The sequence below is a fragment of the Citrobacter sp. wls829 genome, assembly GCF_005280825.1.
GTDB classification, from domain to species: domain Bacteria; phylum Pseudomonadota; class Gammaproteobacteria; order Enterobacterales; family Enterobacteriaceae; genus Citrobacter; species Citrobacter gillenii.
Genome location: NZ_SZWP01000004.1, coordinates 118,347 through 141,459, shown reverse-complemented (window position 1 = coordinate 141,459; position 23,113 = coordinate 118,347). Strand labels below are relative to the sequence as shown.

Annotated in this window: 22 protein-coding genes, 1 pseudogene and 1 riboswitch; of the genes and pseudogenes, 13 read left to right on the top strand and 10 right to left on the bottom strand. The window is 54.2% G+C overall.

Features of this window, described 5'->3' with window-relative positions; genetic code table 11:
• Nucleotides 1–36 precede the first annotated feature (36 nt).
• From FDW88_RS00805 to lolB, 6 genes are all read right to left on the bottom strand, one after another.
• Nucleotides 37–1,089, bottom strand: a complete 1,053-nt coding sequence (locus tag FDW88_RS00805; RefSeq protein WP_137361825.1) for an ABC transporter substrate-binding protein — start codon at nucleotides 1,087–1,089, stop codon at nucleotides 37–39.
• Nucleotides 1,090–1,289: 200 nt separating this feature from the next.
• Nucleotides 1,290–1,517: riboswitch (cobalamin riboswitch) on the bottom strand.
• A gap of 216 nt (nucleotides 1,518–1,733) precedes the next feature.
• Nucleotides 1,734–2,276 carry a GNAT family N-acetyltransferase gene (locus FDW88_RS00800; protein WP_135911904.1) on the bottom strand — a complete coding sequence of 181 codons (543 nt, stop codon included), beginning with the start codon at nucleotides 2,274–2,276 and terminating at the stop codon, nucleotides 1,734–1,736.
• Between the two features lie 106 nt (nucleotides 2,277–2,382).
• Nucleotides 2,383–4,062 (bottom strand): C4-dicarboxylic acid transporter DauA, encoded by a 1,680-nt coding sequence (dauA, locus tag FDW88_RS00795; RefSeq protein ID WP_115258285.1) that lies wholly within the window; start codon nucleotides 4,060–4,062, stop codon nucleotides 2,383–2,385.
• Between the two features lie 124 nt (nucleotides 4,063–4,186).
• On the bottom strand, nucleotides 4,187–5,134 hold the full coding sequence (prs, locus tag FDW88_RS00790; protein WP_001518537.1) for a ribose-phosphate diphosphokinase: 948 nt from the start codon (nucleotides 5,132–5,134) through the stop codon (nucleotides 4,187–4,189).
• A gap of 266 nt (nucleotides 5,135–5,400) precedes the next feature.
• Nucleotides 5,401–6,252, bottom strand: a complete 852-nt coding sequence (gene ispE, locus FDW88_RS00785) for a 4-(cytidine 5'-diphospho)-2-C-methyl-D-erythritol kinase (protein ID WP_135911905.1) — start codon at nucleotides 6,250–6,252, stop codon at nucleotides 5,401–5,403.
• A complete protein-coding gene (gene lolB, locus FDW88_RS00780; protein ID WP_117342909.1) occupies nucleotides 6,249–6,872 on the bottom strand; it encodes a lipoprotein insertase outer membrane protein LolB in 624 nt (207 codons plus the stop codon). The genes ispE and lolB overlap by 4 nt, the downstream gene beginning before the upstream one ends.
• 211 nt (nucleotides 6,873–7,083) lie before the next feature.
• On the opposite strand from lolB, the gene hemA reads away from it, so the two are divergent.
• Genes hemA through kdsA form a run of 6 tightly spaced genes read left to right on the top strand, consistent with a single transcriptional unit; the run spans nucleotide 7,084 to nucleotide 12,387 of the window.
• On the top strand, nucleotides 7,084–8,340 hold the full coding sequence (gene hemA / locus FDW88_RS00775) for a glutamyl-tRNA reductase (protein WP_096756765.1): 1,257 nt from the start codon (nucleotides 7,084–7,086) through the stop codon (nucleotides 8,338–8,340).
• Nucleotides 8,341–8,380: 40 nt separating this feature from the next.
• Nucleotides 8,381–9,463 carry a peptide chain release factor 1 gene (gene prfA, locus FDW88_RS00770; protein WP_115258288.1) on the top strand — a complete coding sequence of 361 codons (1,083 nt, stop codon included), beginning with the start codon at nucleotides 8,381–8,383 and terminating at the stop codon, nucleotides 9,461–9,463.
• Nucleotides 9,463–10,296, top strand: coding sequence for a peptide chain release factor N(5)-glutamine methyltransferase (gene prmC, locus FDW88_RS00765; RefSeq protein WP_137361824.1), 834 nt, complete (start codon nucleotides 9,463–9,465; stop codon nucleotides 10,294–10,296). The genes prfA and prmC overlap by 1 nt, the downstream gene beginning before the upstream one ends.
• Nucleotides 10,293–10,685, top strand: coding sequence for an invasion regulator SirB2 (sirB2, locus tag FDW88_RS00760; RefSeq protein ID WP_096756768.1), 393 nt, complete (start codon nucleotides 10,293–10,295; stop codon nucleotides 10,683–10,685). The genes prmC and sirB2 overlap by 4 nt, the downstream gene beginning before the upstream one ends.
• Nucleotides 10,686–10,687: 2 nt before the next feature.
• Nucleotides 10,688–11,497, top strand: a complete 810-nt coding sequence (gene sirB1, locus FDW88_RS00755; protein ID WP_096756769.1) for an invasion regulator SirB1 — start codon at nucleotides 10,688–10,690, stop codon at nucleotides 11,495–11,497.
• Between the two features lie 35 nt (nucleotides 11,498–11,532).
• Nucleotides 11,533–12,387 carry a 3-deoxy-8-phosphooctulonate synthase gene (kdsA, locus tag FDW88_RS00750; protein WP_096756770.1) on the top strand — a complete coding sequence of 285 codons (855 nt, stop codon included), beginning with the start codon at nucleotides 11,533–11,535 and terminating at the stop codon, nucleotides 12,385–12,387.
• A gap of 50 nt (nucleotides 12,388–12,437) precedes the next feature.
• On the opposite strand, the gene bdcA is transcribed toward kdsA, so the two are convergent.
• The gene (gene bdcA / locus FDW88_RS00745) at nucleotides 12,438–13,151 is read right to left on the bottom strand and encodes an SDR family oxidoreductase (RefSeq protein ID WP_137361823.1); all 714 of its coding nucleotides are present in this window, start codon (nucleotides 13,149–13,151) and stop codon (nucleotides 12,438–12,440) included.
• 72 nt (nucleotides 13,152–13,223) lie between these two features.
• On the opposite strand from bdcA, the gene FDW88_RS00740 reads away from it, so the two are divergent.
• Entirely contained in the window at nucleotides 13,224–13,814 is a 591-nt protein-coding gene (locus FDW88_RS00740; RefSeq protein WP_137361822.1) for a TetR/AcrR family transcriptional regulator, read from the top strand.
• 27 nt (nucleotides 13,815–13,841) lie between these two features.
• Nucleotides 13,842–15,533, top strand: a pseudogene (locus FDW88_RS00735) (amidohydrolase).
• 56 nt (nucleotides 15,534–15,589) lie between these two features.
• Here FDW88_RS00735 and chaA read toward each other — a convergent pair.
• Nucleotides 15,590–16,690: a sodium-potassium/proton antiporter ChaA gene (gene chaA, locus FDW88_RS00730; RefSeq protein ID WP_115258290.1), complete on the bottom strand. Its 1,101-nt coding sequence runs from the start codon at nucleotides 16,688–16,690 to the stop codon at nucleotides 15,590–15,592.
• A 398-nt stretch (nucleotides 16,691–17,088) separates the two neighbouring features.
• Here chaA and FDW88_RS00725 point away from each other — a divergent pair, with 398 nt between their 5' ends.
• Entirely contained in the window at nucleotides 17,089–17,784 is a 696-nt protein-coding gene (locus FDW88_RS00725) for a gamma-glutamylcyclotransferase (RefSeq protein WP_137361821.1), read from the top strand.
• Between the two features lie 47 nt (nucleotides 17,785–17,831).
• Here the strand turns inward: FDW88_RS00725 and FDW88_RS00720 are convergent, their stop codons facing one another.
• Nucleotides 17,832–18,077: a DUF1883 domain-containing protein gene (locus tag FDW88_RS00720; RefSeq protein WP_096756773.1), complete on the bottom strand. Its 246-nt coding sequence runs from the start codon at nucleotides 18,075–18,077 to the stop codon at nucleotides 17,832–17,834.
• Between the two features lie 263 nt (nucleotides 18,078–18,340).
• Entirely contained in the window at nucleotides 18,341–18,694 is a 354-nt protein-coding gene (locus FDW88_RS00715) for a DsrE/DsrF/TusD sulfur relay family protein (protein ID WP_137361820.1), read from the bottom strand.
• 73 nt (nucleotides 18,695–18,767) lie between these two features.
• Here FDW88_RS00715 and nasR point away from each other — a divergent pair, with 73 nt between their 5' ends.
• The 4 genes from nasR to FDW88_RS00695 all read left to right on the top strand — a co-directional run bounded on the left by nasR (nucleotide 18,768) and on the right by FDW88_RS00695 (nucleotide 23,110).
• Nucleotides 18,768–19,949 carry a nitrate regulatory protein NasR gene (nasR, locus tag FDW88_RS00710; RefSeq protein WP_117342907.1) on the top strand — a complete coding sequence of 394 codons (1,182 nt, stop codon included), beginning with the start codon at nucleotides 18,768–18,770 and terminating at the stop codon, nucleotides 19,947–19,949.
• Between the two features lie 226 nt (nucleotides 19,950–20,175).
• On the top strand, nucleotides 20,176–21,435 hold the full coding sequence (locus FDW88_RS00705) for a CmpA/NrtA family ABC transporter substrate-binding protein (RefSeq protein WP_137361819.1): 1,260 nt from the start codon (nucleotides 20,176–20,178) through the stop codon (nucleotides 21,433–21,435).
• Nucleotide 21,436: 1 nt separating this feature from the next.
• Nucleotides 21,437–22,312, top strand: coding sequence for a nitrate ABC transporter permease (ntrB, locus tag FDW88_RS00700; RefSeq protein WP_137361818.1), 876 nt, complete (start codon nucleotides 21,437–21,439; stop codon nucleotides 22,310–22,312).
• 9 nt (nucleotides 22,313–22,321) lie between these two features.
• A complete protein-coding gene (locus tag FDW88_RS00695) occupies nucleotides 22,322–23,110 on the top strand; it encodes an ABC transporter ATP-binding protein (RefSeq protein WP_115258295.1) in 789 nt (262 codons plus the stop codon).
• Nucleotides 23,111–23,113: the final 3 nt, after the last annotated feature.

Genomic DNA, 23,113 nt, shown 5'->3' with positions numbered 1-23,113 from the left:
CGTGATGCCCGTGCATGACATCACGCGCGACGAGGATTAATGAGTGGCCTGCGGGTGTGCCAGACCGTATTGCACCAGCGCATCGGCGAGTTTTTCCAGCCCGTCAAGGGTTCTGATGCCCGCATTCATGGTCTGGACATCAATCACCGGCAGGTGGTTGTCTTTCACCGCCGGGATAAGACGGGTAACCGGGTCAGACTTGAGGTATTCCATTTTGACTTTCCAGTCATCCGCCGGGAAACGGCGACGGCCCATCTCGCCGAGAACAATCACCGATGGACTGGCTTTGGCAATGGTTTCCCAGCCGACAGTCGGCCACTCTTCCGCAGAATCAATGACATTTTTTACCCCGAGGGTTTGTGCGATCCACGCGGCGGGGCCAAATTTACCGGCAACATACGGATCAAGCTGCAGATCGGCGCTGGAGAACCAGAAGACGGCAGAAACGTTATTCTCCATGCCGGTGATCTTCGTTTTGGCTGCGGCCTCGCGGGCTTTGAGGCTGGCTATCAACTCATCGCCCTTGTCCTGCACATCGAAGATTTTGGCCAGATCGGCAACTTCCTGGTAGACCATGGCGATATCAAACATGCCTTTACGCACACCATCGCCGCCGTCTTCATTGTCTTTTGCACAATCGGCAGGGGCGGTATAAACCGGAACGTTGAGTTCACTGAATTGTTCATAAGAGGCAACCGTCCCCGCGGGGCCAATCTGCCATTCAAACTGGCTGGCAACCAGGTCTGGTTTTTTGGCGATAATGCCTTCAAAGCTGGGTATGTTTTGTGCGATGACTGCAATCTTGTCATTCGCCGCTTTGTACTGTTCAGGAACCGGGCCAAACCACAGCGATGTGCCTACAACGCGATCGGCCAGACCCAAAGAATAGAGGATTTCAGTGCTGTTCTGACCCACTGTGGTCACGCGATGCGGGGCTTTATTAAAGGTAATATCTCGACCACAGTTTTTGATAGTCAGCGGATATTGCGTCTTTGCCGCCGTCGCCATATTACTGGTCAGGAAGAGTGCCGCGCCGGTCAGCGCCAGAAGTGAATATTTGCAATAAGCAGAGGTAAAAACAGAATACATTATCATTGTCCCGTTGATGCCAGCGCTTCAGCGTCTGGTCATTATTTATTTCGCGGGACAGGCGCATGACGATAGATGACATTTCATCATGACATTCAGGCAAAATAATATGAAAATAAAACATATTGTTGCCAGTTTGATCAGGAATCAATTTTGTTCATTCGTCAAATAAATCACCCCATGGACCATCCCGTCCACTCAATGTATAAAACCATGACAGTAGGTCTCCTGGCTTACGGTAATCAGAATATCGGCCTTCCCATAAAAATATTTTACAGTGACCTGTAGTGAATCATCACTACACAGAGATATTCAGCATCCGCTTACAGTTGCGGGGGCAGCTATGGCATAAGAGAGAAATCATCCGCACCATATTCCGTTTCAAAAGCATGACTGCGCTTTGAAATACTGTCGGAGCGGACTGTATCGGTATGCTAATATTGCGTCAACCGCTGTAATAAGTAGGTAGTATTTAATTGTCATTTTTAATTCCTTTTAAATCATGTGGTTAATCTTTAATGGTTCATTGTGATGTGCCGAAGATAATAAATATTTGGTAAATTAAATGAGAATTATTTGATGTTGATCAATTAACGATGTGGCGTTGAAAAAGAATAAAATGAATAGCGAGAAATACACGCTTATTAAATAATCTGCGCCACATCACATTTTTCAATGTGTTTTTCCATATGGACAATTTGTTGCTCGCCACCTTCATCAAGGAACACGTTAAAGTGATTGTTGCACCAAAACTGATAGCCGCCGGGTAAAAAATGATGGGTATGCAAGTAGAGCGTTTTATATTGCTGACGCTGACAATATGCTTCTGCCAGCGTCATAAGTTGGCGGCCTATACCTCGACGGCGGTGTTCCTGTTCCACGTAACAGCGGCAAATTTCTGCGGTGTTGGCTAAATCATAGCGCCCGCGCAATGCCATGATTCTGTCATCGTACTGACACACTGCCAGCGTAGCGATAAGTTGCTGGTGTGCATCCCACGCGCCGAGCAGTAGATTTCGGGGGTGGTGCAGGTAGTGTGAACGTAAATCTAATATGTCTTCGTCAGGACGTGGAGTGGGCCTGTTAGCCTGAAAATAGAGATTTAAATGACGGATAATAAATGACTGAACGGCGGGAATATCCGACTCGGTAATTTCGCGAAAGGTATACGTAGCATTAGGGTTCATTGTTGTGGGTATTATCAGGAGTAGGGGAAATGATAATAGCAACTCAGCGGGGATTGCAGAAGTGAAGAGTGACCGACAAGCAAAGCCTGCCGGCCATCACTAAACGTTAAATATCAGCCAGTGCGGCGTCACGGTTCGGGAAGAACGCCAGACGGCCGGGGATGGGTTGGATACCCGCACGCGCCATGGTGCGTAGCGGTTGGAACTCCAGATTACTGATACGTAATTCACAGCCTTCCGGCAGTCGTTTAACAAAACGCTGGAAGGCGTCCAGACCACCGGCATCCAGTACCGGGACGGCATCCCACTTCAGTACCACGATGCGCTTGCCTGCAATACGTGTTTCGAGATCGGTAAACAATCCCTCCGCTGCGGCAAAGAACAGCGGGCCAATCACGCGCAGCACCAGCACATCGTCCGGTACGTCTACGTTAACCGGTGCCAGGCGCGTCATGCGCGCAATGCGGCGCATAAACAGCAGCGAGGCAAGGACGATACCGACGCTGATGGCGATCACCATATCGAACAGTACGGTCAGCGACATACACATCAGCATCACGATGATGTCGTCTTTCGGTGCGTGACGCAGCAGATCCACCACTTTATGGGCTTCACTCATGTTCCACGCCACCATCAGCAGCAGGGCCGCCATGGCGGAAAGTGGCAGCCAGGAAAGCCACGGAGCTAACACCAGCAGGGCGAGGATCACCAGAATCGCGTGGATCACCGCAGAAATGGGCGAGGTGGCCCCGGCGCGAACGTTAGCCGCAGAGCGGGCAATTGCGGCGGTGGCGGTGATGCCGCCAAAGAATGGCGCGACGATATTCCCCAGCCCTTGACCCACCAGCTCGCTGTTGGCTTTGTGCTTGGTGCCGGTCATCCCGTCGAGCACCACAGCGCACAGCAGGGATTCAATCGCGCCGAGCATCGCCATCGAGAAGGCTGCCGGTAACAGCGCCCGTAATGAACTCCAGCTTAGCGTAAAGTCTGACCCCGGCATATCCCACGGCAACACCAGCTGTGGTAGCAGTTGCGGGATACCGTTGCCCTGCGAACCATCCGCCAGAATGTAGTGGAACTGAGAACCGATGGTCGCGACATGGCCACCTGTCAGGTTAACGATGCCCATTACCGCACAACCGGCCAGAAGCGCCGGAAGATGACCAGGCAGGCGGATCCCCAGACGCGGCCAGAAAATCAGGATCCCCAGCGTGACCACGCCAATGGCGGCATCACCAAGGTTAATGGTCGGCAGGGCCATAAACAACGCACCCACTTTTTGCAGGTAGTGTTCCGGGACGTGTGCCATCTGCAGACCGAGAAAATCTTTAATCTGCATGGTACCGATGGTGATACCGATACCTGAGGTAAAGCCTAAGGTAACGGAGACCGGGATATATTCGATCAATCGGCCAAATCGGGCGAGGCCGAAAAGGATCAGGAAGATCCCGGACATCAGCGTAGCCACCAGCAGACCTGCCAGCCCGAACTGCTGCGACACCGGATATAAAATCACCACGAAGGCGGCGGTAGGACCGGAGACGCTAAAACGTGAACCACCGGTAAGGGCGATAACAATCCCGGCAACGGCTGAGGTATACAGGCCGTACTGTGGCGCAACGCCGCTGCCAATTGCCAACGCCATTGCCAGCGGGATAGCAATAATGCCCACGGTTATCCCGGCGATCAGATCGCGGGTAAAGCGCGAGGCGGTATATTTTTCTTTCCAACAAGCGTCGATGAGGGCGCGGAAAGGCATCACATGTGAGGAAAATAGTCTGTTCACAATAATGTTTCATCCATGAGCGCATCATCTATCTAGAAACTGATAGTTGAAGTTGGCATAAATCATACAAATAAATAAAACGGATAAAAAAACCCGCCGCAGCGGGTTTTTGAGCCGGGCTCGATTAATGCTCGAACATAGCAGAGATGGATTCTTCGTTGCTGATACGACGAATCGCTTCGGCCAGCATACCCGACAGGGTCAACGTACGCACGTTCGGCAGTGCTTTGATTTCGTCGGTCAGTGGAATGGTGTCACAAACCACGACTTCATCAATCACCGAGTTGCGCAGGTTGTTTGCCGCATTGCCTGAGAAGATCGGGTGAGTTGCGTAAGCAAATACGCGTTTGGCACCACGTTCTTTCAGCGCTTCTGCTGCTTTGCACAGCGTACCGCCGGTATCGATCATGTCATCAACCAGGACGCAGTCACGACCTGCAACGTCACCAATAATGTGCATCACCTGAGAAACGTTCGCACGCGGGCGACGTTTGTCGATGATAGCCATATCGGTATCGTTCAGCAGCTTAGCGATAGCGCGGGCACGCACGACGCCACCGATGTCTGGAGAAACCACAATCGGGTTGTCCAGGTTCAGCTGCAGCATGTCTTCTAACAGAATTGGGCTACCGAATACGTTATCAACCGGTACGTCAAAGAAGCCCTGGATCTGTTCAGCATGCAGGTCAACGGTGAGGACGCGGTCAACGCCAACGCTTGACAGGAAGTCAGCGACGACTTTTGCGGTAATCGGTACACGAGCGGAACGTACGCGACGATCCTGGCGTGCATAGCCGAAGTAAGGAATAACGGCGGTGATACGGCCTGCGGAAGCACGGCGCAGAGCATCGACCATAACGACCAATTCCATCAGGTTGTCGTTAGTAGGGGCACAAGTGGACTGGATGATGAAAATATCACCACCGCGTACATTTTCATTAATTTGTACGCTGACTTCGCCGTCGCTAAAGCGACCTACAGCGGCGTCGCCGAGTGAAGTGTACAGGCGGTTGGCAATACGTTGTGCTAGTTCCGGGGTGGCGTTACCAGCAAAAAGCTTCATATCAGGCACGAGAAGAACCTCAGGCATGCGTCCATTGGTGGAAAGAATCTGCCGAAAACTGTGCGGGCCAGGCAGTATCCTCTCCAGGCGGTGTATTAAAGAGCGCGATGCAACGTCTGGAACGGGGTGACGTTGTCACCGCAACTCAGCTTGCCCGGCTTACTCGTTATCTCTCGAGTTTCATGTGCGCTGGCATCAATTCCTCACACCAGTCACATACTTTTGTATGCTCCTGGCGATTCGTCATCTCGCCATCTTCCTGAAACCCGAATGATTTAGAGTAACGCTCTGTGCAATGGGGAGAGGTTGACACCTTTCGCCACAAAGCCTTCGAGCCATTCCGGGGCTTGCTCAAGCACCTGGCGAGCACGAGACTCTGTATCAAATTCAGCAAAGACACAGGCCCCTGTACCAGTCAGGCGCGACGGCGCATATTCTAACAGCCAAGAAAGCACCGCATCAACCTCGCGAAAACGTTTTCTTGCGATAACCTCGCAATCATTGCCGAATTCACATTTTAGTAACGTTTCTATTGACCTTTTTGGCGTGTTGCGCGGGAGTTCCGGGTCTTTAAAAATCACCGGCGTCGGAATACTGACGCCAGGATGAGCAACCAGGTACCATTTTTCCGGTGGATTGACCGGCGTGAGAATTTCTCCCACCCCCTCGGCGAAGGCCGCGTGTCCGCGTACAAATACCGGCACGTCGGCACCCAGAGTTAATCCGATGGTTGCCAGTTCATCGACGGACAGCCCGCACTGCCAGAGGTGGTTCAGCGCCACCAGAACCGTTGCGGCATTCGAGGAGCCTCCGCCCAGACCCCCGCCCATTGGCAGGCGCTTATCAATGCTGATGGCCGCGCCGCGCCCGGCGGGCAAGCGTCCACTTTCTGCGGCAGTTTTCATCAGCAAACGCGCGGCGCGCACGATCAGGTTATCTTCATGCTCCACACCCGCAACCGGGGTGAGTAGATGAATGTCGCCGTCATCGCGCACCTCAATGCGGATATCATCGCCGTAATCGAGAAACTGAAACAGCGTCTGCAGCGTGTGATAACCATCCGCACGCTGTCCGGTGATGTATAAAAACAGATTCAGTTTTGCCGGAGAGGGCCAATGGGTCATCATTTCACGATCCAGTTATCCATTTTCAGCTTAATGCGCTGGTCGCCGTCGGACAGTTCCATGTTAGCGGGCATCGCTGGCTGCGTTTTGCTGTCGTAGGCGCTGTACACCACTTTCCAGCGCTTACCGTTCTGGCTGTAGTTGACTTCGCTCAGACGGTACTGCGCGTCAAGTTTGTAATCGGTGGCATCGCCCGGCAGACCGAGGATCCACTGACGCAGGCTATTGAGCGGAATCGGCATTCCGGTCAGTTTGCCAATCATTTCTTCGGCGTCATCGGCGGTATAATGCTTGCCTTTATTATCGACAAGCTCGACGTTGCCCGGCTGGGCTTTCAGTTCCAGTTCGGTACTGCCCAGCGGATTGGTCAGCAGCAGACGATAGTTATCCTGACCGGTTTGCTGCCAGAAGAAGCGGGCATAGACCTTCTGCTGTTCGGAAATGTAGGCAAACGCGCCGCGCGTCTGATACTGGTGCAGCGCACGCACTTCCTGCTGGTGCTGACGCCACTGCGGGGAGTCCGGACTTTTGCCAGGACCTTTCGGCGCATTGAGTGTACAGGCGGTGAGGACCAGGCTTGCCAGCGGCAGCAGGCGGATCAGGCGAAAATCAGGCAGGGTCATAATGATGACAAATCCTTGAGATACGTTGCAGTTATAGTTCTTAATGCTAGCGCCGCCATCTGACCTCGTCTACGTTCACGTTATCTTAAATCACTAAAATTTGTGCACTAAGCTATTACTCCAAAAGGGGGCAGTCTCTTTTATTGGCCGCACGCATCCTGTATGATGCCCGCAGTCTAACCTTATCAACGCTGGTACTATTCCCGCACACATGACCCTTTTAGCGCTTGGTATTAACCATAAAACGGCACCTGTATCGCTGCGAGAACGCGTAACGTTTTCGCCGGATACGCTCGATCAGGCGCTGGACAGCCTGCTTGCGCAGCCAATGGTGCAAGGCGGGGTAGTGCTGTCGACGTGTAACCGCACGGAGCTGTATCTCAGCGTCGAAGAGCAGGATAACCTGCAAGAGGCGCTGATCCGTTGGCTGTGCGAATACCATAATCTGAATGAAGAAGAACTGCGCAGCAGCCTTTACTGGCATCAGGACAACGACGCCGTCAGCCATCTGATGCGGGTTGCCAGCGGCCTGGATTCGCTGGTACTCGGCGAGCCACAAATTCTCGGCCAGGTGAAAAAAGCCTTTGCGGATTCGCAAAAAGGCCACCTGAACGCCAGTGCGCTGGAGCGCATGTTCCAGAAATCGTTCTCCGTCGCCAAACGTGTCCGCACCGAAACCGACATCGGCGCCAGTGCCGTGTCCGTTGCTTTTGCGGCCTGTACGCTGGCGCGACAAATCTTTGAATCGCTGTCCACGGTAACCGTACTGCTGGTTGGCGCAGGTGAGACCATCGAACTGGTGGCGCGTCATCTACGCGAACACAAAGTGAAGAAGATGATCATCGCCAACCGTACGCGTGAACGTGCGCAGGTGCTGGCAGACGAAGTCGGCGCTGAGGTGATCTCATTGAGTGATATCGACGCACGTTTACAGGACGCCGATATCATTATCAGTTCTACCGCCAGCCCGCTGCCGATTATCGGTAAAGGGATGGTGGAGCGCGCGCTGAAAAACCGCCGCAATCAGCCGATGCTGCTGGTCGATATCGCCGTACCGCGCGATGTTGAGCCGGAGGTCGGCAAACTGTCGAACGCTTACTTGTACAGCGTTGACGACCTGCAAAGCATCATTTCGCATAATCTGGCGCAGCGTAAAGCGGCGGCGGTGGAAGCCGAAACGATCGTCGAGCAGGAAACCAGCGAATTTATGGCCTGGCTCCGCGCCCAAAGCGCGAGTGACACCATCCGCGAATATCGCAGTCAGTCAGAACAAGTGCGTGATGAACTGACCGCCAAAGCGTTGGCTGCTCTTCAACAGGGCGGTGATGCGCAAGCCATTATGCAAGATCTGGCCTGGAAACTGACTAACCGCCTGATCCATGCACCAACCAAATCTCTTCAACAGGCTGCCCGTGACGGGGATAGTGAACGCCTGAATATTCTGCGCAACAGCCTCGGGCTGGAGTAGCAGCACACCAATCTTATTTTTACAGGGTGCATTTACGCCTATGAAGCCTTCTATCGTTGCCAAACTGGAAGCCCTGCATGAACGCCATGAAGAAGTTCAGGCGCTGCTCGGCGATGCGGGAACCATCGCAGACCAGGATCGCTTTCGTGCGCTGTCGCGCGAATATGCCCAGTTAAGCGATGTTTCTCGTTGTTTCACGGACTGGCAACAGGTTCAGGATGATATCGAAACAGCACAGATGATGCTCGACGATCCTGAAATGCGTGAGATGGCGCAGGATGAACTGCGCGAAGCAAAAGAAAAATGTGAACAGCTGGAACAGCATCTGCAAGTGCTGCTGCTGCCGAAAGATCCGGATGACGAACGTAATGCGTTTCTTGAAGTGCGTGCCGGAACCGGCGGCGATGAAGCGGCGCTGTTTGCAGGCGATCTGTTCCGTATGTACAGCCGTTACGCTGAATCCCGCCGCTGGCGCGTGGAGATCATGAGCGCCAACGAAGGTGAACACGGTGGCTATAAAGAAATTATTGCCAAAGTGAGCGGCGATGGCGTGTATGGTCGACTGAAGTTCGAGTCCGGCGGTCATCGCGTACAGCGCGTTCCGGCCACCGAATCTCAGGGGCGTATCCATACCTCTGCCTGTACGGTCGCGGTAATGCCTGAGCTGCCGGAAGCGGAACTGCCGGACATCAATCCGGCTGACCTGCGCATTGATACCTTCCGTTCATCGGGGGCCGGTGGTCAGCACGTTAACACCACCGACTCGGCTATTCGTATTACCCACTTACCGACCGGTATTGTGGTTGAATGTCAGGACGAACGTTCACAGCACAAAAACAAAGCTAAAGCGATGTCGGTGCTGGGCTCACGTATTCGTGCCGCCGAAGTGGCGCGACGCCAGCAGGCGGAAGCCTCCGAGCGCCGCAACCTGTTAGGCAGCGGCGATCGCAGCGATCGTAACCGTACCTATAACTTCCCACAGGGTCGCGTAACCGATCACCGCATCAACCTGACGCTCTACCGTCTGGACGAAGCGATGGAAGGGAAACTGGATATGCTCATTGAGCCGATTGTCCAGGAATACCAGGCCGACCAGTTGGCGGCGTTGTCCGAGCAGGATTAATGGATTATCAGCACTGGTTGCGTGAAGCAATAGCCCAATTACAGAACAGCGAAAGCCCGCGCCGCGACGCCGAGATCTTACTCGAGACCGTTACCGGCAAAGGGCGTACCTTTATTCTGGCGTTTGGTGAAACGGTATTAACCGCGGCACAGCAGGAACAGCTGAACGCGCTGGTGGCGCGTCGTCAACGGGGAGAGCCGGTGGCGCACTTAACCGGCGTTCGCGAGTTCTGGTCGCTGCCGCTGTTCGTGTCACCGGCGACGCTTATTCCACGTCCGGACACCGAATGCTTAGTCGAGCAGGCGCTGGCACGCCTGCCTGCCTCTGCGTGCCGCATTGTGGATTTGGGGACCGGTACGGGCGCTATTGCGCTGGCGCTGGCTTCCGAGCGCCCGGACTGCGACGTGACGGCGGTTGATCGGATGCCGGACGCCGTGGCGCTGGCGATCCGCAATACGCAGCATCTGGGCATCAACAATGTGCGCGTGCTGCAAAGCGACTGGTTCAGCGCTTTACAGGGGCAGCAGTTCGACATGATCGTCAGTAACCCACCGTACATTGATGAGCAGGACCCGCATCTGGCACAAGGCGATGTACGTTTTGAGCCGCTGACCGCGCTGGTGGCGGGCGCGAGTGGCCTGGCGGATATTGTGCATATTATCGAACAGTCTAAATACATGTTAACCCCTGGCGGTTATTTGCTACTGGAACACGGCTGGCAGCAGGGGCAGGCGGTGCGTGACGCGTTTACGCGCAGTGGATACCAGGCGGTCGAAACCTGTCGTGATTACGGCGGCAACGAGCGCATTACGCTCGGGCGCCTCGCTGCATGACCACCTTCAGCCTGTTGCTCGGCGTTCATCTTATTAGCATTGCGCTGTCCGTGGGGCTGCTCACGCTGCGTTTTTGGTGGCGTTACACGCAAGCACGCCTTGCGTCAGCGCGCTGGACGCGGATTGCTCCGCCGGTCATTGATACCGTTTTGTTACTCAGCGGCGTAGCGTTGATCGCTAAAACGCACATCCTGCCATTCACCGAACAGGGGACATGGCTGACTGAAAAGCTGTTTGGGGTTATCATTTACATCGTTTTGGGTTTTATTGCGCTCGATTATCGTCGGGCGCGCAGCCAGCAGGCGCGTTTAATCGCCTTTCCGCTGGCGCTGGTGGTGCTGTACATCATCATTAAACTCGCCACCACAAAAATACCGTTACTGGGGTAATCATGAGGTCGTTAGCTGATTTCGAATTTAATAAAGCGCCATTGTGCGATGGGATGATCCTGGCATCGGAGTCTATCCGCCTGGATTTCCCTACGCAATCTGTCTACGACGAACTGGAACGTCTGGCCAGCCTCGCGCATGAAGAAATTAGCCAGCTCCTGTCTCAGGATGAGCAACTGGAAAAATTGCTGGCACTTTTTTACGGCGACTGGGGGTTTACGGATACCCGCGGCGTCTATCGTCTTTCTGATGCACTTTGGCTCGACCAGGTCCTGAAAAATCGTCAGGGCAGCGCAGTCTCGCTTGGCGCCATCTTATTGTGGCTGGCCAATCGGCTGGATCTGCCGCTGGTGCCGGTGATTTTCCCGACGCAGTTAATTCTGCGCATTGAATCACTGGAAGGCGAAATGTGGTTGATTAACCCGTTCAATGGCGAAACGTTAAATGAGCACACGCTGGAAGTGTGGCTAAAGGGCAATATCAGCCCGGTAGCTGAGCTGTTTAACGAAGATCTCGATGAGGCGGATAACGCGGAAGTGATCCGCAAACTGCTCGACACGCTGAAATCATCGCTGATGGAAGAACGGCAAATGGAGCTGGCACTGCGCGCCAGTGAAGCCTTATTGCAGTTTAATCCTGAAGATCCGTATGAAATACGCGATCGCGGATTGATCTACGCGCAGCTGGAATGTGAACATGTTGCGTTAACCGATTTAAGTTATTTCGTTGAGCAGTGTCCGGAAGACCCGATCAGCGAAATGATCCGTGCGCAGATAAATACTATTTCGCACAAGCATATTGTATTGCATTGATTAATGACACTTTACCTACCGTTTAAGGCGATCCTATGAAACAAAAAGTGGTTAGCATTGGCGACATCAACGTGGCAAATGACCTGCCATTCGTGCTGTTTGGCGGCATGAACGTGCTGGAATCCCGCGATCTGGCGATGCGCATTTGTGAGCACTACGTAACCGTTACTCAGAAACTGGGTATCCCTTACGTGTTCAAAGCCTCCTTTGATAAAGCCAACCGTTCTTCCATCCACTCTTATCGTGGTCCGGGCCTTGAAGAAGGGATGAAAATCTTCCAGGAACTGAAACAAACCTTTGGCGTAAAAGTGATCACCGACGTGCATGAAGCCAGCCAGGCGCAGCCTGTGGCTGACGTTGTGGACGTGATTCAGCTTCCGGCTTTCCTCGCTCGCCAGACCGATCTGGTTGAAGCGATGGCGAAAACCGGTGCCGTTATCAACGTCAAAAAACCGCAGTTCGTAAGCCCAGGTCAAATGGGTAATATCGTGGATAAATTCCATGAAGGTGGCAACGACAAGGTTATTCTGTGCGATCGTGGCGCAAACTTCGGTTACGACAACCTGGTTGTGGATATGCTGGGCTTTGGCGTGATGAAGAAAGTTTCCGGTAACTCACCGGTTATTTTTGACGTTACCCACGCGCTGCAGTGCCGTGACCCGTTCGGTGCTGCAAGCGGCGGTCGTCGTGCGCAGGTGACTGAACTGGCGCGTGCCGGTATGGCGGTGGGTCTGGCGGGTCTGTTCATTGAAGCACATCCGGATCCAGCCAATGCGAAATGTGACGGTCCTTCCGCGCTGCCGCTGGCGAAGCTGGAACAGTTCCTCACCCAGATCAAAGCGGTTGATGATCTGGTGAAAAGCTTCGACGAACTGGATACTGAGAACTAAGAACGCTGTGCGGGCCGGAGAATTCTCTCCGGCCTTTTTGACTCTCGTCGTCAGGCGCCAAACGCACCGTCAATCGTGTGCATTGCCCCCGTTACAAATCCCGCTTCCGGGCCTGACAGCCAGGCAACCATGCCGGCCACTTCCTCTGGTCGTCCGTGTCGTTTTAGCGCCATAAAGCCGTGCATCAGATCTTTCAATGGGCCTTCTGCCGGGTTGGCATCGGTATCAATGGGACCCGGTTGGACAACGTTTACCGTAATACCGCGCGGGCCGAAATCTCGAGCCAGTCCTCTTGCCATCCCCTGTAACGCTGACTTACTCAGCGCGTAAGAGGCCATTCCGGCAATTGGCATACGGTCGCCATTCACCGAACCAATAATAATGATTCGCCCGCCGTCAGGCATCTGTCGCGCCGCTTCCACCGCTGCGTAATAGGGGGCGTGGATATTAATACGGAAAAGGCGTTCAACCGTGTCAGGGTCCTGATCCAGCGCATCGCCAAACAGAATAATCCCGGCATTGACCACCAGCACATCCAGCGGACCGCTTTCTCGCACCCGCGCGATGACGGCGTCGCGATCGGCGTTGTTGGTTTGCGCTGTACGGGTACCTGTCTCTTCGGCCAGTGCTTTAGCGGCGTCGGGGGAGCCTGAATAAGTGAAGCTAACGGTTGCGCCATCTGCGGCAAAACGACGCACGATAGCGGCACCAATTCCACGGCTGCCGCCAAGCACCAGCACTGATTTACCACTAAACGAAGACATCAGAGATTCCTTGAACAATTATGTAGTGATCGATATATAATGTCCGCAGGGTTTTCTGTCAATGGATTTGTAATGAGTACTACACAATGCTTCCGCGCGCCGGGTCGACCGCGTAATTTTGATCCGGAGCTGGCCGTGGCCAAAGTGCAGCGGTTATTTCACGCCCAGGGTTATGACACCGTTAGCGTGGCCGATGTCACTCAGGCGCTGAACATCAAGCCACCCAGCTTCTATGCCGCTTTTGGCAATAAACTCGGTCTGTACCAGCGCGTCCTTAGCCGCTACGTACAAAACGATGCGATTCCATTTGACGATATTCTGCGAAGCGACAGACCGGTTGCGGAGTGCCTTGCGTCTCTGCTTGAAGAAGCGGCACGCCGTTATGCCGCCGATCCAGACGCACCAGGCTGTCTGGTGCTGGAAGGAACGCATAGCAACGATCCACTGGCGCGTAATGCCGCCCGTGCTTTCTATTGCGTTGCAGAAAATAAGATTCATGACTTTATCGCACAGCGCCACCCTGAAGAGGCGCCAGGCCTGACGGATTTCGTTTGTACAACGATGCTCGGTCTGTCGGGTAAGGCACGTTGCGGACACTCACTTGAACGCCTGTTATCCAGTGCGCAAATCGCCAGTTTAGCGCTGGTACACCGGCTTTCCTGACTATCGTCACACAAGGGGGAGATAAATATGATAGGTAAGATGGGTTTTTTCTTTAGCACGCCGCCGCCTGCTATCCGTAATGCGACGTTGAGTGCATTGTTGATTGGGGCATCCTTTCTGGCATATTCGCAGGAAAAGGCGGATGTCATTTTGTATAACGGACAGCTGATTACGCTGGATGACCAACAGCCCAACGCCCAGGCGCTGGCGGTGAAAGGGCAACATATTATTGCCGTCGGCGATAATGAGCAGATAAAAAAATGGTCAGGCCAGAATACGCAGGAAATTAATCTGGCGGGGAAAACGGTTATCCCAGGGTTAATTGATGCGCACCTGCATGGCATCCGGGGAGGACGAACGTTTTTATTCGAAACCTACTGGTTTGATGCTAAAAATTAGCCTGATGCGTTGAATAAACTGTCGCAATCGGCAGCACAGAAAAAGGCCGCACAATGGGTGGCCGTTGTCGGCTCATGGATCCCCGAGCAATTTGCTGAAAAGCGCGATCCAACCTTTCAGGAGCTGAATCAGGCGGTACCTGAGAATCCGGCTTATATCCAGAGTCTTTATGATTATGCGCTGTTAAATCAATACGCGATTGATACCCTGAAACTGAATACCGCCACGCCAGATATTCCTGGCGGAATAGAAATAGAACGTAATGACCACGGGGCAGCAACCGGGAAACTGCGCGGAACGATCGGCAGTTTTAATCAGCTTTTTGCCCAAATTAGCCAGGACAGCGATGTTAAAGAGAACCTCAACGCCTTTATCCGCTATTTAAATCAACGGGGTGTGGTCGGGTTTATCGATCCTTCTGCTGGGCAGGAGCAGGCCTATCGTGATTTTTTTAAATTCCAGCAACAACACCCTCTCCGAATGCGCGTGGGTTATCGTTTATCAGCGCCGCCAGGTCATGAGTCTGCGTGGTTTAAACAGCGCCTGGCTTTTCGCCCGGCAGTCCATGATGACGGGAAAATCGCCTTCTTAGGTTTTGGCGAAAGCGTAGTCATGGCAATGAATGATGGCGTGCGGATGTCATCGGGATTTAGCGCGTCTTCAGATGCGAAACAAGAGATGTTTAAGGTGTTACAACTGGCGGCGCAGGAAGGCGTTCCCGTTGAAATACATGCCTATACCGATGACAGTGCAGAGGCGATTTTAGACGTCATTAGTGATGTAGCGAAATCGCATAATATCGCGCCGTTGCGCTGGTCAATTGCCCATTTAAATACCGGTACGCCAGAGACGCTCGCCCGGATGAAAGCACTCGGTTTGGCCTATTCTGTTCAAATGGGGCCGTATTTTGAAACTCCCGCGATTGAACGCGCTAATGGTAAAGCGGTGGCGGCGCTGTCATCACCCATTCAACCTGCGCTGGCGCAAGGGATTGTTGTTGCGGGTGGTACGGATGCGACGCGAATTGGCGTCGCAGGCGTGTGGCATGCCATTGAATATCATGTGACGGGTAAAGCGCTCGATGGCACGCTACGCCATGAAAATCGGCGGTTAAGCCGGGAAGACGCATTAAAGATGTATACGTTAAACGCCGCCTGGCTGGCGTTTGCTGAGCAGCAGCGGGGGAGTTTGCGTGTGGGTAAACTGGCCGATTTTGCCGTGATTAATCAGGATATTCTGGCGGTTGCGGCAGATAAACTGCACCAAACGGAATCACTGTTGACGTTTGTCGATGGGCAGCAGGTCTACCCGCCGCAATAAAGGATGCGAAAAAAAACGGCCCTGCAAAGGGCCGCTCGGTTTGACAGAAAAGCGAATCAAGCAAAGATCGTCATCAGATAGGCGATAAACAGTGCCAGATGTGCCGCACCGTTAAGCACGTTCGTGCGCCCGGTCGAGAAGGAAATTTGGCACAGTACCAACGAAGAAACCATCACAATCATCTCTGGCGAACCTAAGCCAAACACCAGGTCGTTACCCGTCGCCCACGCAATCAGCGTTACAACCGGAACTGTCAGCGAAATGGTGGCGAGCACGGAGCCGAAGAACAAATTCATCGCACGCTGTACCTGATTGCTCAGCACCGCTTTCAGCGCACCCAGCCCTTCAGGGGAGAGGATCAGCAATGCGACAAGGAAACCTGTGAACGCAACCGGCGCATTCAGTTCCGTTAACAGCGTCTCCAGTGGGTTGGCGTTCATTTTGGTCACTGCGATAACCGCAATTAAATGGACGATAAGCCAAACCGCATGCCACATATTACTGTGCGCTGACGGTTTACCGTGATGCGGGTCGTCGTCGTCACCCTCGTCTTCGTGTTCGTAAATAAACAGGCTCTGGTGCGTTTTTGTCTGAATCAGAAGAAATACGCCGTACATTGCGGCAGAAATTAACGCCACCAGTAGCGCCTGTGCAGTGGTGAAATTCGCGCCCGGCAATGCCATCGGGAACACCAGCACAATAATGGCCAGCGGGAACAGGGCGATCAAATACTGTTTAATACCAAACAGATTCATATACTGGGTGGCAAATTTACGCCCGCCTAACAGTAATGAAAAACCGACCAGACCACCGGTGACAATCATAATGATTGAATAGAGCGTATCACGCATCAGGGTCGGCGCGGCGTCGCCCGTTGCCATTAATGCAGAAATTAAGCTGACTTCAAGAATGACCACCGACAGGCTCAGGATCAGGGAACCATAGGGTTCACCGAGTCGGTGGGCTAATACGTCTGCGTGACGTACAACGCTAAATGCACTGCTTAATATACCCACCAGGGCAAGCGCATTAATGCCGATAACCACTGGTAGTGACTGACTGCTCCCCCATAAGAACAGAACTACCAGCGCCAAAATCGGGAAGACGAGCGAGGTCTCCTTGTGGCGGGTTTTTACCGCCTCATGTGCATGTGTCATTCACTTCTCCATCTCTGCAGGTATTTATAATTATAAATGTATTAAAGAATGTAAAAAATAACAGATATCTCGGTATTTCCGATCTGTTTTTACGTAATTTTACGGCGTGGCCCGTTTCTTGCTTCAAAGTGAATATAATCATTTATCTTGTTTAGAGACGATTTAAATAACAAGGTGTTAGTTTTAATGGTGCACAAATATTGACACTCATAACGAGCAACATGTCGGTACCGATCGCGCCATCAGTACAGGATATAAAGTGCCGTTGAGCCTGTGTTGCCTTGCATGCAGCCAGTGAATTGCCTATTGTCCTGATATTGGTTTCAAAATGAACAGCAAAAAAGCCCGGAAGGCGTCAAAAAGTTGTCGCAGGGACGTTGCAGTGGCGGAGGTGTAAGGTGTTAACGCGTGATTTTTTATTGAATGCCGACTGTAAGACGGCATTTGGTGCTATTGAAGAATCACTACTCTGGTCAGCGGAACAACGGGCAGCCTCACTGGCTGCCACACTCGCTTGCCGACCAGATGATGGACCGGTGTGGATCTTTGGTTATGGATCGTTGATGTGGAACCCGGCCTTAGAGTTTGAGGAGTCGTGTACCGGCACGTTAGTCGGCTGGCACCGGGCATTTTGCCTGCGCCTGACGGCGGGACGAGGCACGGCGTGTCAGCCTGGACGGATGCTGGCCCTGAAAGAAGGGGGCCGCACCACCGGTGTAGCCTACCGCTTACCGGATGCCTCGCTGGAGCAAGAGTTGACGTTGCTGTGGAAGCGCGAAATGATCACCGGCTGCTATCTTCCGACTTGGTGTCAGCTCACGCTTGATGACGGGCGGACGGTCAATGCGTTGGTCTTTATTATGGATCCGCGGCATCCATTGTTTGAGGCAGATACGCGCGCGCAGGTGATCGCGCCGCTTATCGCTACCGCCAGCGGACCATTGGGGACCAATGCGCAGTATCTGTTCTCGCTGGAACAGGAACTGTCCCGGTTAGGCATGCAGGATGATTGCCTGAACGAACTGATCGTCACGGTCAAACGATTGCTGGGCGAGGTGTTACCGGAAGGGGTCATGCGGCCAGGATTTGCCTGAGTCGGCGAACTGCCCGATAAGCGAGAGTGCTTTCGGGCAGCTAACTATCAGGCGGCGATATAACTGATGGAATGTTCCAGCGACTGGCTGTGGCTGTCGATCAGAACATTCCACGTGCCGGTATACGGCACGGTCAACCATGCGTTATCACGATCCTGCACGCTTAAAATGTCGGTCTGCGTGTCTTTGACGTGATTTTTTTCGCTCATCAGATGAATGTGACAGCGCTCAGAACAGCGCACCACCACGGTATCTCCACCAAACAATTTCAAACTTGCCTTCACTAATGCCATTTTTCACCCCGTTCTTGAAAACAACGTACTTTCTGTCGAAAGTGCTGCGTGATGTTGTTCACATTTCACTCATGGCATAACACCAAAGGGGGAGGGGCAGGATGCTGATTTTGATCAAAAAATGGCATAACGATTAAACAAAAATGACAAAATCCCTGAAAAGTGTTGAAAGGGCGTACTTACGTTTAGCGAAACCGCGCCCTTGGCAGATTAAATCTGGAAATATCCGGCTCTTTCAGTGCGCTTGCCTGAAAAGTCGTCTATCAGAAGGTTAACACCTTATCCGCCGCCAGCGTCCACTGGGCTAATTCCACCAATGTTCCGACTTCAACGCCGTCGATTAACGGCAGCGTGGTGATGCCACGACCATCGGTGCAGGTTTTGCACAGTTTCACCGGCACATTTTGTGCGGTCAGGATCTCCAGCATTTGCTGAATATTGTAGCCTTCCGTCGGCTTCTGCCCGCGTATTCCCGCCGTTACCGCGTCCGACATCAAAAAAAGTCGCAGATCGAGGCTGTCATCCTGTTCGCGCAGGGCAATGGCCAGACGCAGACTGTTAAATAACGATTCGCTTCCATAGGCCGCACTGTTCGCGACGATCACTATCTTTTGCATTTTGACTCCTGTTGTCAGGGGGGCATGGATATTGCTAGCTCTTTGGGAAAACCCGTTATCCGTGAGAGCAGAGATGATGACACATGCGCAAGACCCCGGTGCCACGCAATGGTTTCACCATGCACGTCAGCTTGAGAATACCCAGCTTCGCCAGTTGGCGCAGTCAGGCCAACTGGTGACGCGCATTAGCCATCTGGTGCATATGCTACAGTGCGAACGCGGTGCATCCAACATTTGGTTGTGCTCCCGTGGGTCACTTTACGGTCCGGAGGTCCGTGCCAGCCGCGCACTGGTGGATGAGGAATGTCGACAACTGCACGCGCTGTTTACGCAGCTTATGCCGCAGGCCAGCAGCACGCTATGCCATCGCATCGCCGGTACCGTCTGGTGCCTGGCGCAGTTGCCCGCATTGCGTGAAGCGGTCAGCGGGCAGGCGTTAGATGCGCAACAGGCCATGGCGCAGTACAACCGTGCGCTGCGGCATGTGCTCGGTATTGTCCCGCAACTTAATGACAGCATTGATGACCCCTACGTTGCCCGCGGGATGGTGGCCCTGTACAGCTTTATGCAGGGCAAAGAGCTGGTGGGGCAAGAGCGGGCATTGGGCGCGATTGGCTTTACGCTTGGCGAATTTGAGCCGCCTATGCGCCAGGCGCTGGTGGATCGGATCGACGGACAGCAGCCGTGCTTTGAAGCCTTTAGCTCACTGGCCTCACCGGCGCTGGTGCAGCATTTTCGCCAGCAGTGTGAAGCCTCTGGCACGATTGAACAGTTGCGTCGACAGGTTTGCACGCGACACCCGCAGGCCGATAACGGCGAAAGCACGCTGCGCTGGTTTACGTTGCAGACCCAGCGGCTGGAACGTTTACGCGACGTGGAGGAGAGGCTGATCGGCGAGCTGATGCAGGCCGTTGAGCGGCGTCTGGCGGAAGACGCCAACGCGCTGCCGCTTGATAACTGGCTTGATGATAGCGCCGATGACAACCTCTGCCTGCGTCGCGACAAACAGCTTCTGCTGCTGGTTCGCCAGCAGGCACGCCAGCTCGAGCAGATGAGCGGCCAACTGGCGTCGCTACAGGATACGTTAGAAGAGCGGAAGGTGATTGATAAGGCGAAAAGTGTACTGATGAATCATCACAATATGAGTGAGGAACAGGCCTGGCAACGGCTGCGCAAAATGGCGATGGATAAAAATCAGCGGATGGTGGATATCGCCCGTGCGCTGTTGACCGTGAAATCACTCATTCAGGGATAGCGGCTGCACAACAGACGAGCAGCCTCTGCCATATTCGGGTGCAAAATAACGTCACCGGGAGGTAAAAGCCGCTCAGCGCGCCAGCGAAATTCTGGCATCCGAATTGCATTCATCTCTACAGACAGTTTAGCAACAGACCAACGGCGGTTTGTCTGCTTTGAGGATAAAGGCGTCCTGCAATGCTTCGGCATTGCCGGGCGCTTTTTTTTTGTTATGGGGAGCATGTATGGATGACAGAACAGTTTTGCTAACGCGGCGGCGATTCCTGCAGGCCAGCGCCGCCATCGGGGGGGCATCCCTGATTTCCGGCCTGATGCCATCGGTGTGGGCTGCAGGGTCTGACGCGCCAGAAATGACCACGGTCAGAGTGGGCTTCATTCCCCTCACTGACTGCGCGCCGTTGGTGATTGCCGCGTTGAAAGGCTTTGATAAAAAGTACGGCATTACGCTGGTGCCCAGCAAAGAGGCCAGTTGGGCGGCGGTACGTGACAAACTGGTTTCCGGCGAACTGGACGCCGCCCACGTTCTGTATGGACTCTTGTACGGGCTGGAGTTGGGCATCGCCAGCAAACCGCAGGCGATGGCAAATCTGATGACGCTGAACCAAAACGGCCAGGCCATCACGCTGTCTGCTGCGCTGCAGAAGCAGGGGATCACCGATGCGCCGTCGCTGAAAAAGCTGATTACCGGGCAGGCGCCAGGAACCTACACCTTCGCGCATACCTTTCCTACCGGCACGCACGCCATGTGGCTCTATTACTGGCTGGCCAGCGCCGACATCAATCCGTTTACCGATATCCGTACCGTGGTGGTGCCGCCGCCGCAAATGGTGATGAACATGCGCATCGGCAATATGAGCGGTTTCTGCGTCGGCGAGCCGTGGAATGCGCGGGCCATTAACGACCGCATCGGATTTACCGCCGCTACCTCGCAGGCAATCTGGCCCGATCATCCGGAAAAAGTACTCGGCACGCGCCGGGAATGGGTGGAGAAGCATCCGCACACCGCCCGGGCGTTGGTCAGCGCCGTACTTGAGGCGTCGCGCTGGATTGACGCCAGCGAGGCCAACAAACGTGAAACGGCGCAAATCCTTGCCGGGCGCGCCTGGCTCAATACCAAAGCACAGTACCTGACCGGGCGCATGCTGGGCGAATACGACAACGGTGCTGGTCATCGCTGGCAGGACGCGCACCCGATCCAATTCTTTCGTGACGGAGAAGTCAGCTTCCCGTGGCACTCGGACGGCATGTGGTTCCTGACGCAGTTCCGCCGCTGGGGGCTGCTTAAGCAGGCACCGGACTATGCGGATATTGCGGCCAGGGTCAACCGTATTGATATCTGGCGCGACGCGGCGACGGCCGTAGGCGGCATAACCCCGCCAGCGCAGCTACTGCGTACCAGCACGCTGATGGACGGTACCGTGTGGGACGGTCGCGACCCGGAAGCGTATGCCAACCGCTTTACCCTCCACCGTAAAGGAGCCTGAGATGAAACAAAACACGCAACTAAAAACCCCTGAACCGGCTGTGGGTGAGGTGATCACGCTGGCTGCCGTGACGGTGAGAAAACGCAAAACGCCGGCCTATTTGTGGCTGCACGCGTGGGTCAGACGAGCCGTGCCCGCGCTGCTGGGGATGGGCCTACTGGTGGTGTGCTGGCAACTGGCGGTGATCAACAGCCAGGGATTTCCGACGCCGCTCAGCACGCTGGACTCGGCGCTAACGCTGTTTGCTGACCCGTTCTATAACAATGGGCCGAACGATATGGGCATCGGCTGGAACGTGCTGGCATCATTGCAGCGGGTGGCCATTGGTTTTGGCCTCGCGGCGCTAGTCGGCATCCCGCTCGGATTTCTGATTGGCCGATTTACCTTCGCCTCACACATGTTTTCACCGCTGGTTGCGCTGCTGCGCCCGGTCAGCCCGTTGGCCTGGCTGCCCATTGGGTTGCTGCTGTTTCAAAAGGCGGAACCGGCCTCCAGCTGGACTATTTTTATCTGCTCCATCTGGCCGATGGTGATCAACACCGCCGAAGGGGTGCGCAGAATTCCTGACGATTATCTCAACGTCGCCCGTGTGCTCCAACTCTCCGAGTGGACGGTGATGCGCCGCATTCTTTTTCCCGCGGTACTGCCTGCGATCCTCACCGGCATGCGCCTGTCTATCGGTATTGCCTGGCTGGTGATTGTGGCCGCCGAAATGCTCACCGGTGGACTGGGCATTGGATTTTGGATCTGGAATGAGTGGAACAACCTCAACGTCGAAAACATTCTTATCGCCATTGTCATTATCGGCGTCGTGGGCCTGCTGCTTGAGCAGGGGCTGATGCGGGTCGCCCGTCGTTTTAGCTGGCAGGAAAAATAAGGAGACAGCATGAAACCCATTATTCAGGTACAGGCAGTGAGCCAACGTTTTTCCACCGCCAGCGGCGAGTTTCTGGCGCTGCAAAACGTCTCGTTTGATATCCATGAAGGGGAAACGGTCAGCCTGATTGGTCATTCCGGCTGCGGGAAATCGACGTTGCTGAATCTGATCGCGGGCATCACGTTACCCACTGAAGGCGGCCTGCTTTGCGATAACCGCGAAATTGCCGGGCCGGGGCCGGAGCGGGCGGTTGTATTCCAGAACCATTCATTGCTGCCGTGGCTGAGTTGCTTTGACAACGTGGCGCTGGCGGTCGATCAGGTCTTTCGCCGCACCATGAACAAGGCCGAGCGGCGCGAGTGGATTGCGCACAATCTCGAACGGGTGCAGATGGGCCACGCGATGCACAAACATCCAGGCGAGGTTTCCGGCGGCATGAAGCAGCGAGTGGGTATTGCCCGTGCGCTGGCCATGAAACCCAAAGTGCTGCTGATGGATGAACCGTTTGGCGCGCTGGATGCACTCACCAGAGCACATTTGCAGGACACGGTGATGCAGATCCAGCAATCGCTGAACACCACCATTGTGCTGATTACCCATGACGTCGATGAGGCGGTGCTGCTCTCTGATCGGGTGATGATGATGACCAATGGCCCGGCGGCCACGGTGGGCGAGATTCTGGCGGTAAATCTGCCGCGCCCGCGTAACCGCGTCCAGTTGGCGGATGACAGCCGTTATCACCACCTGCGGCAACGCATCCTCCACTTCCTGTATGAGAAACAGCCGAAGGCGGCGTAAGGG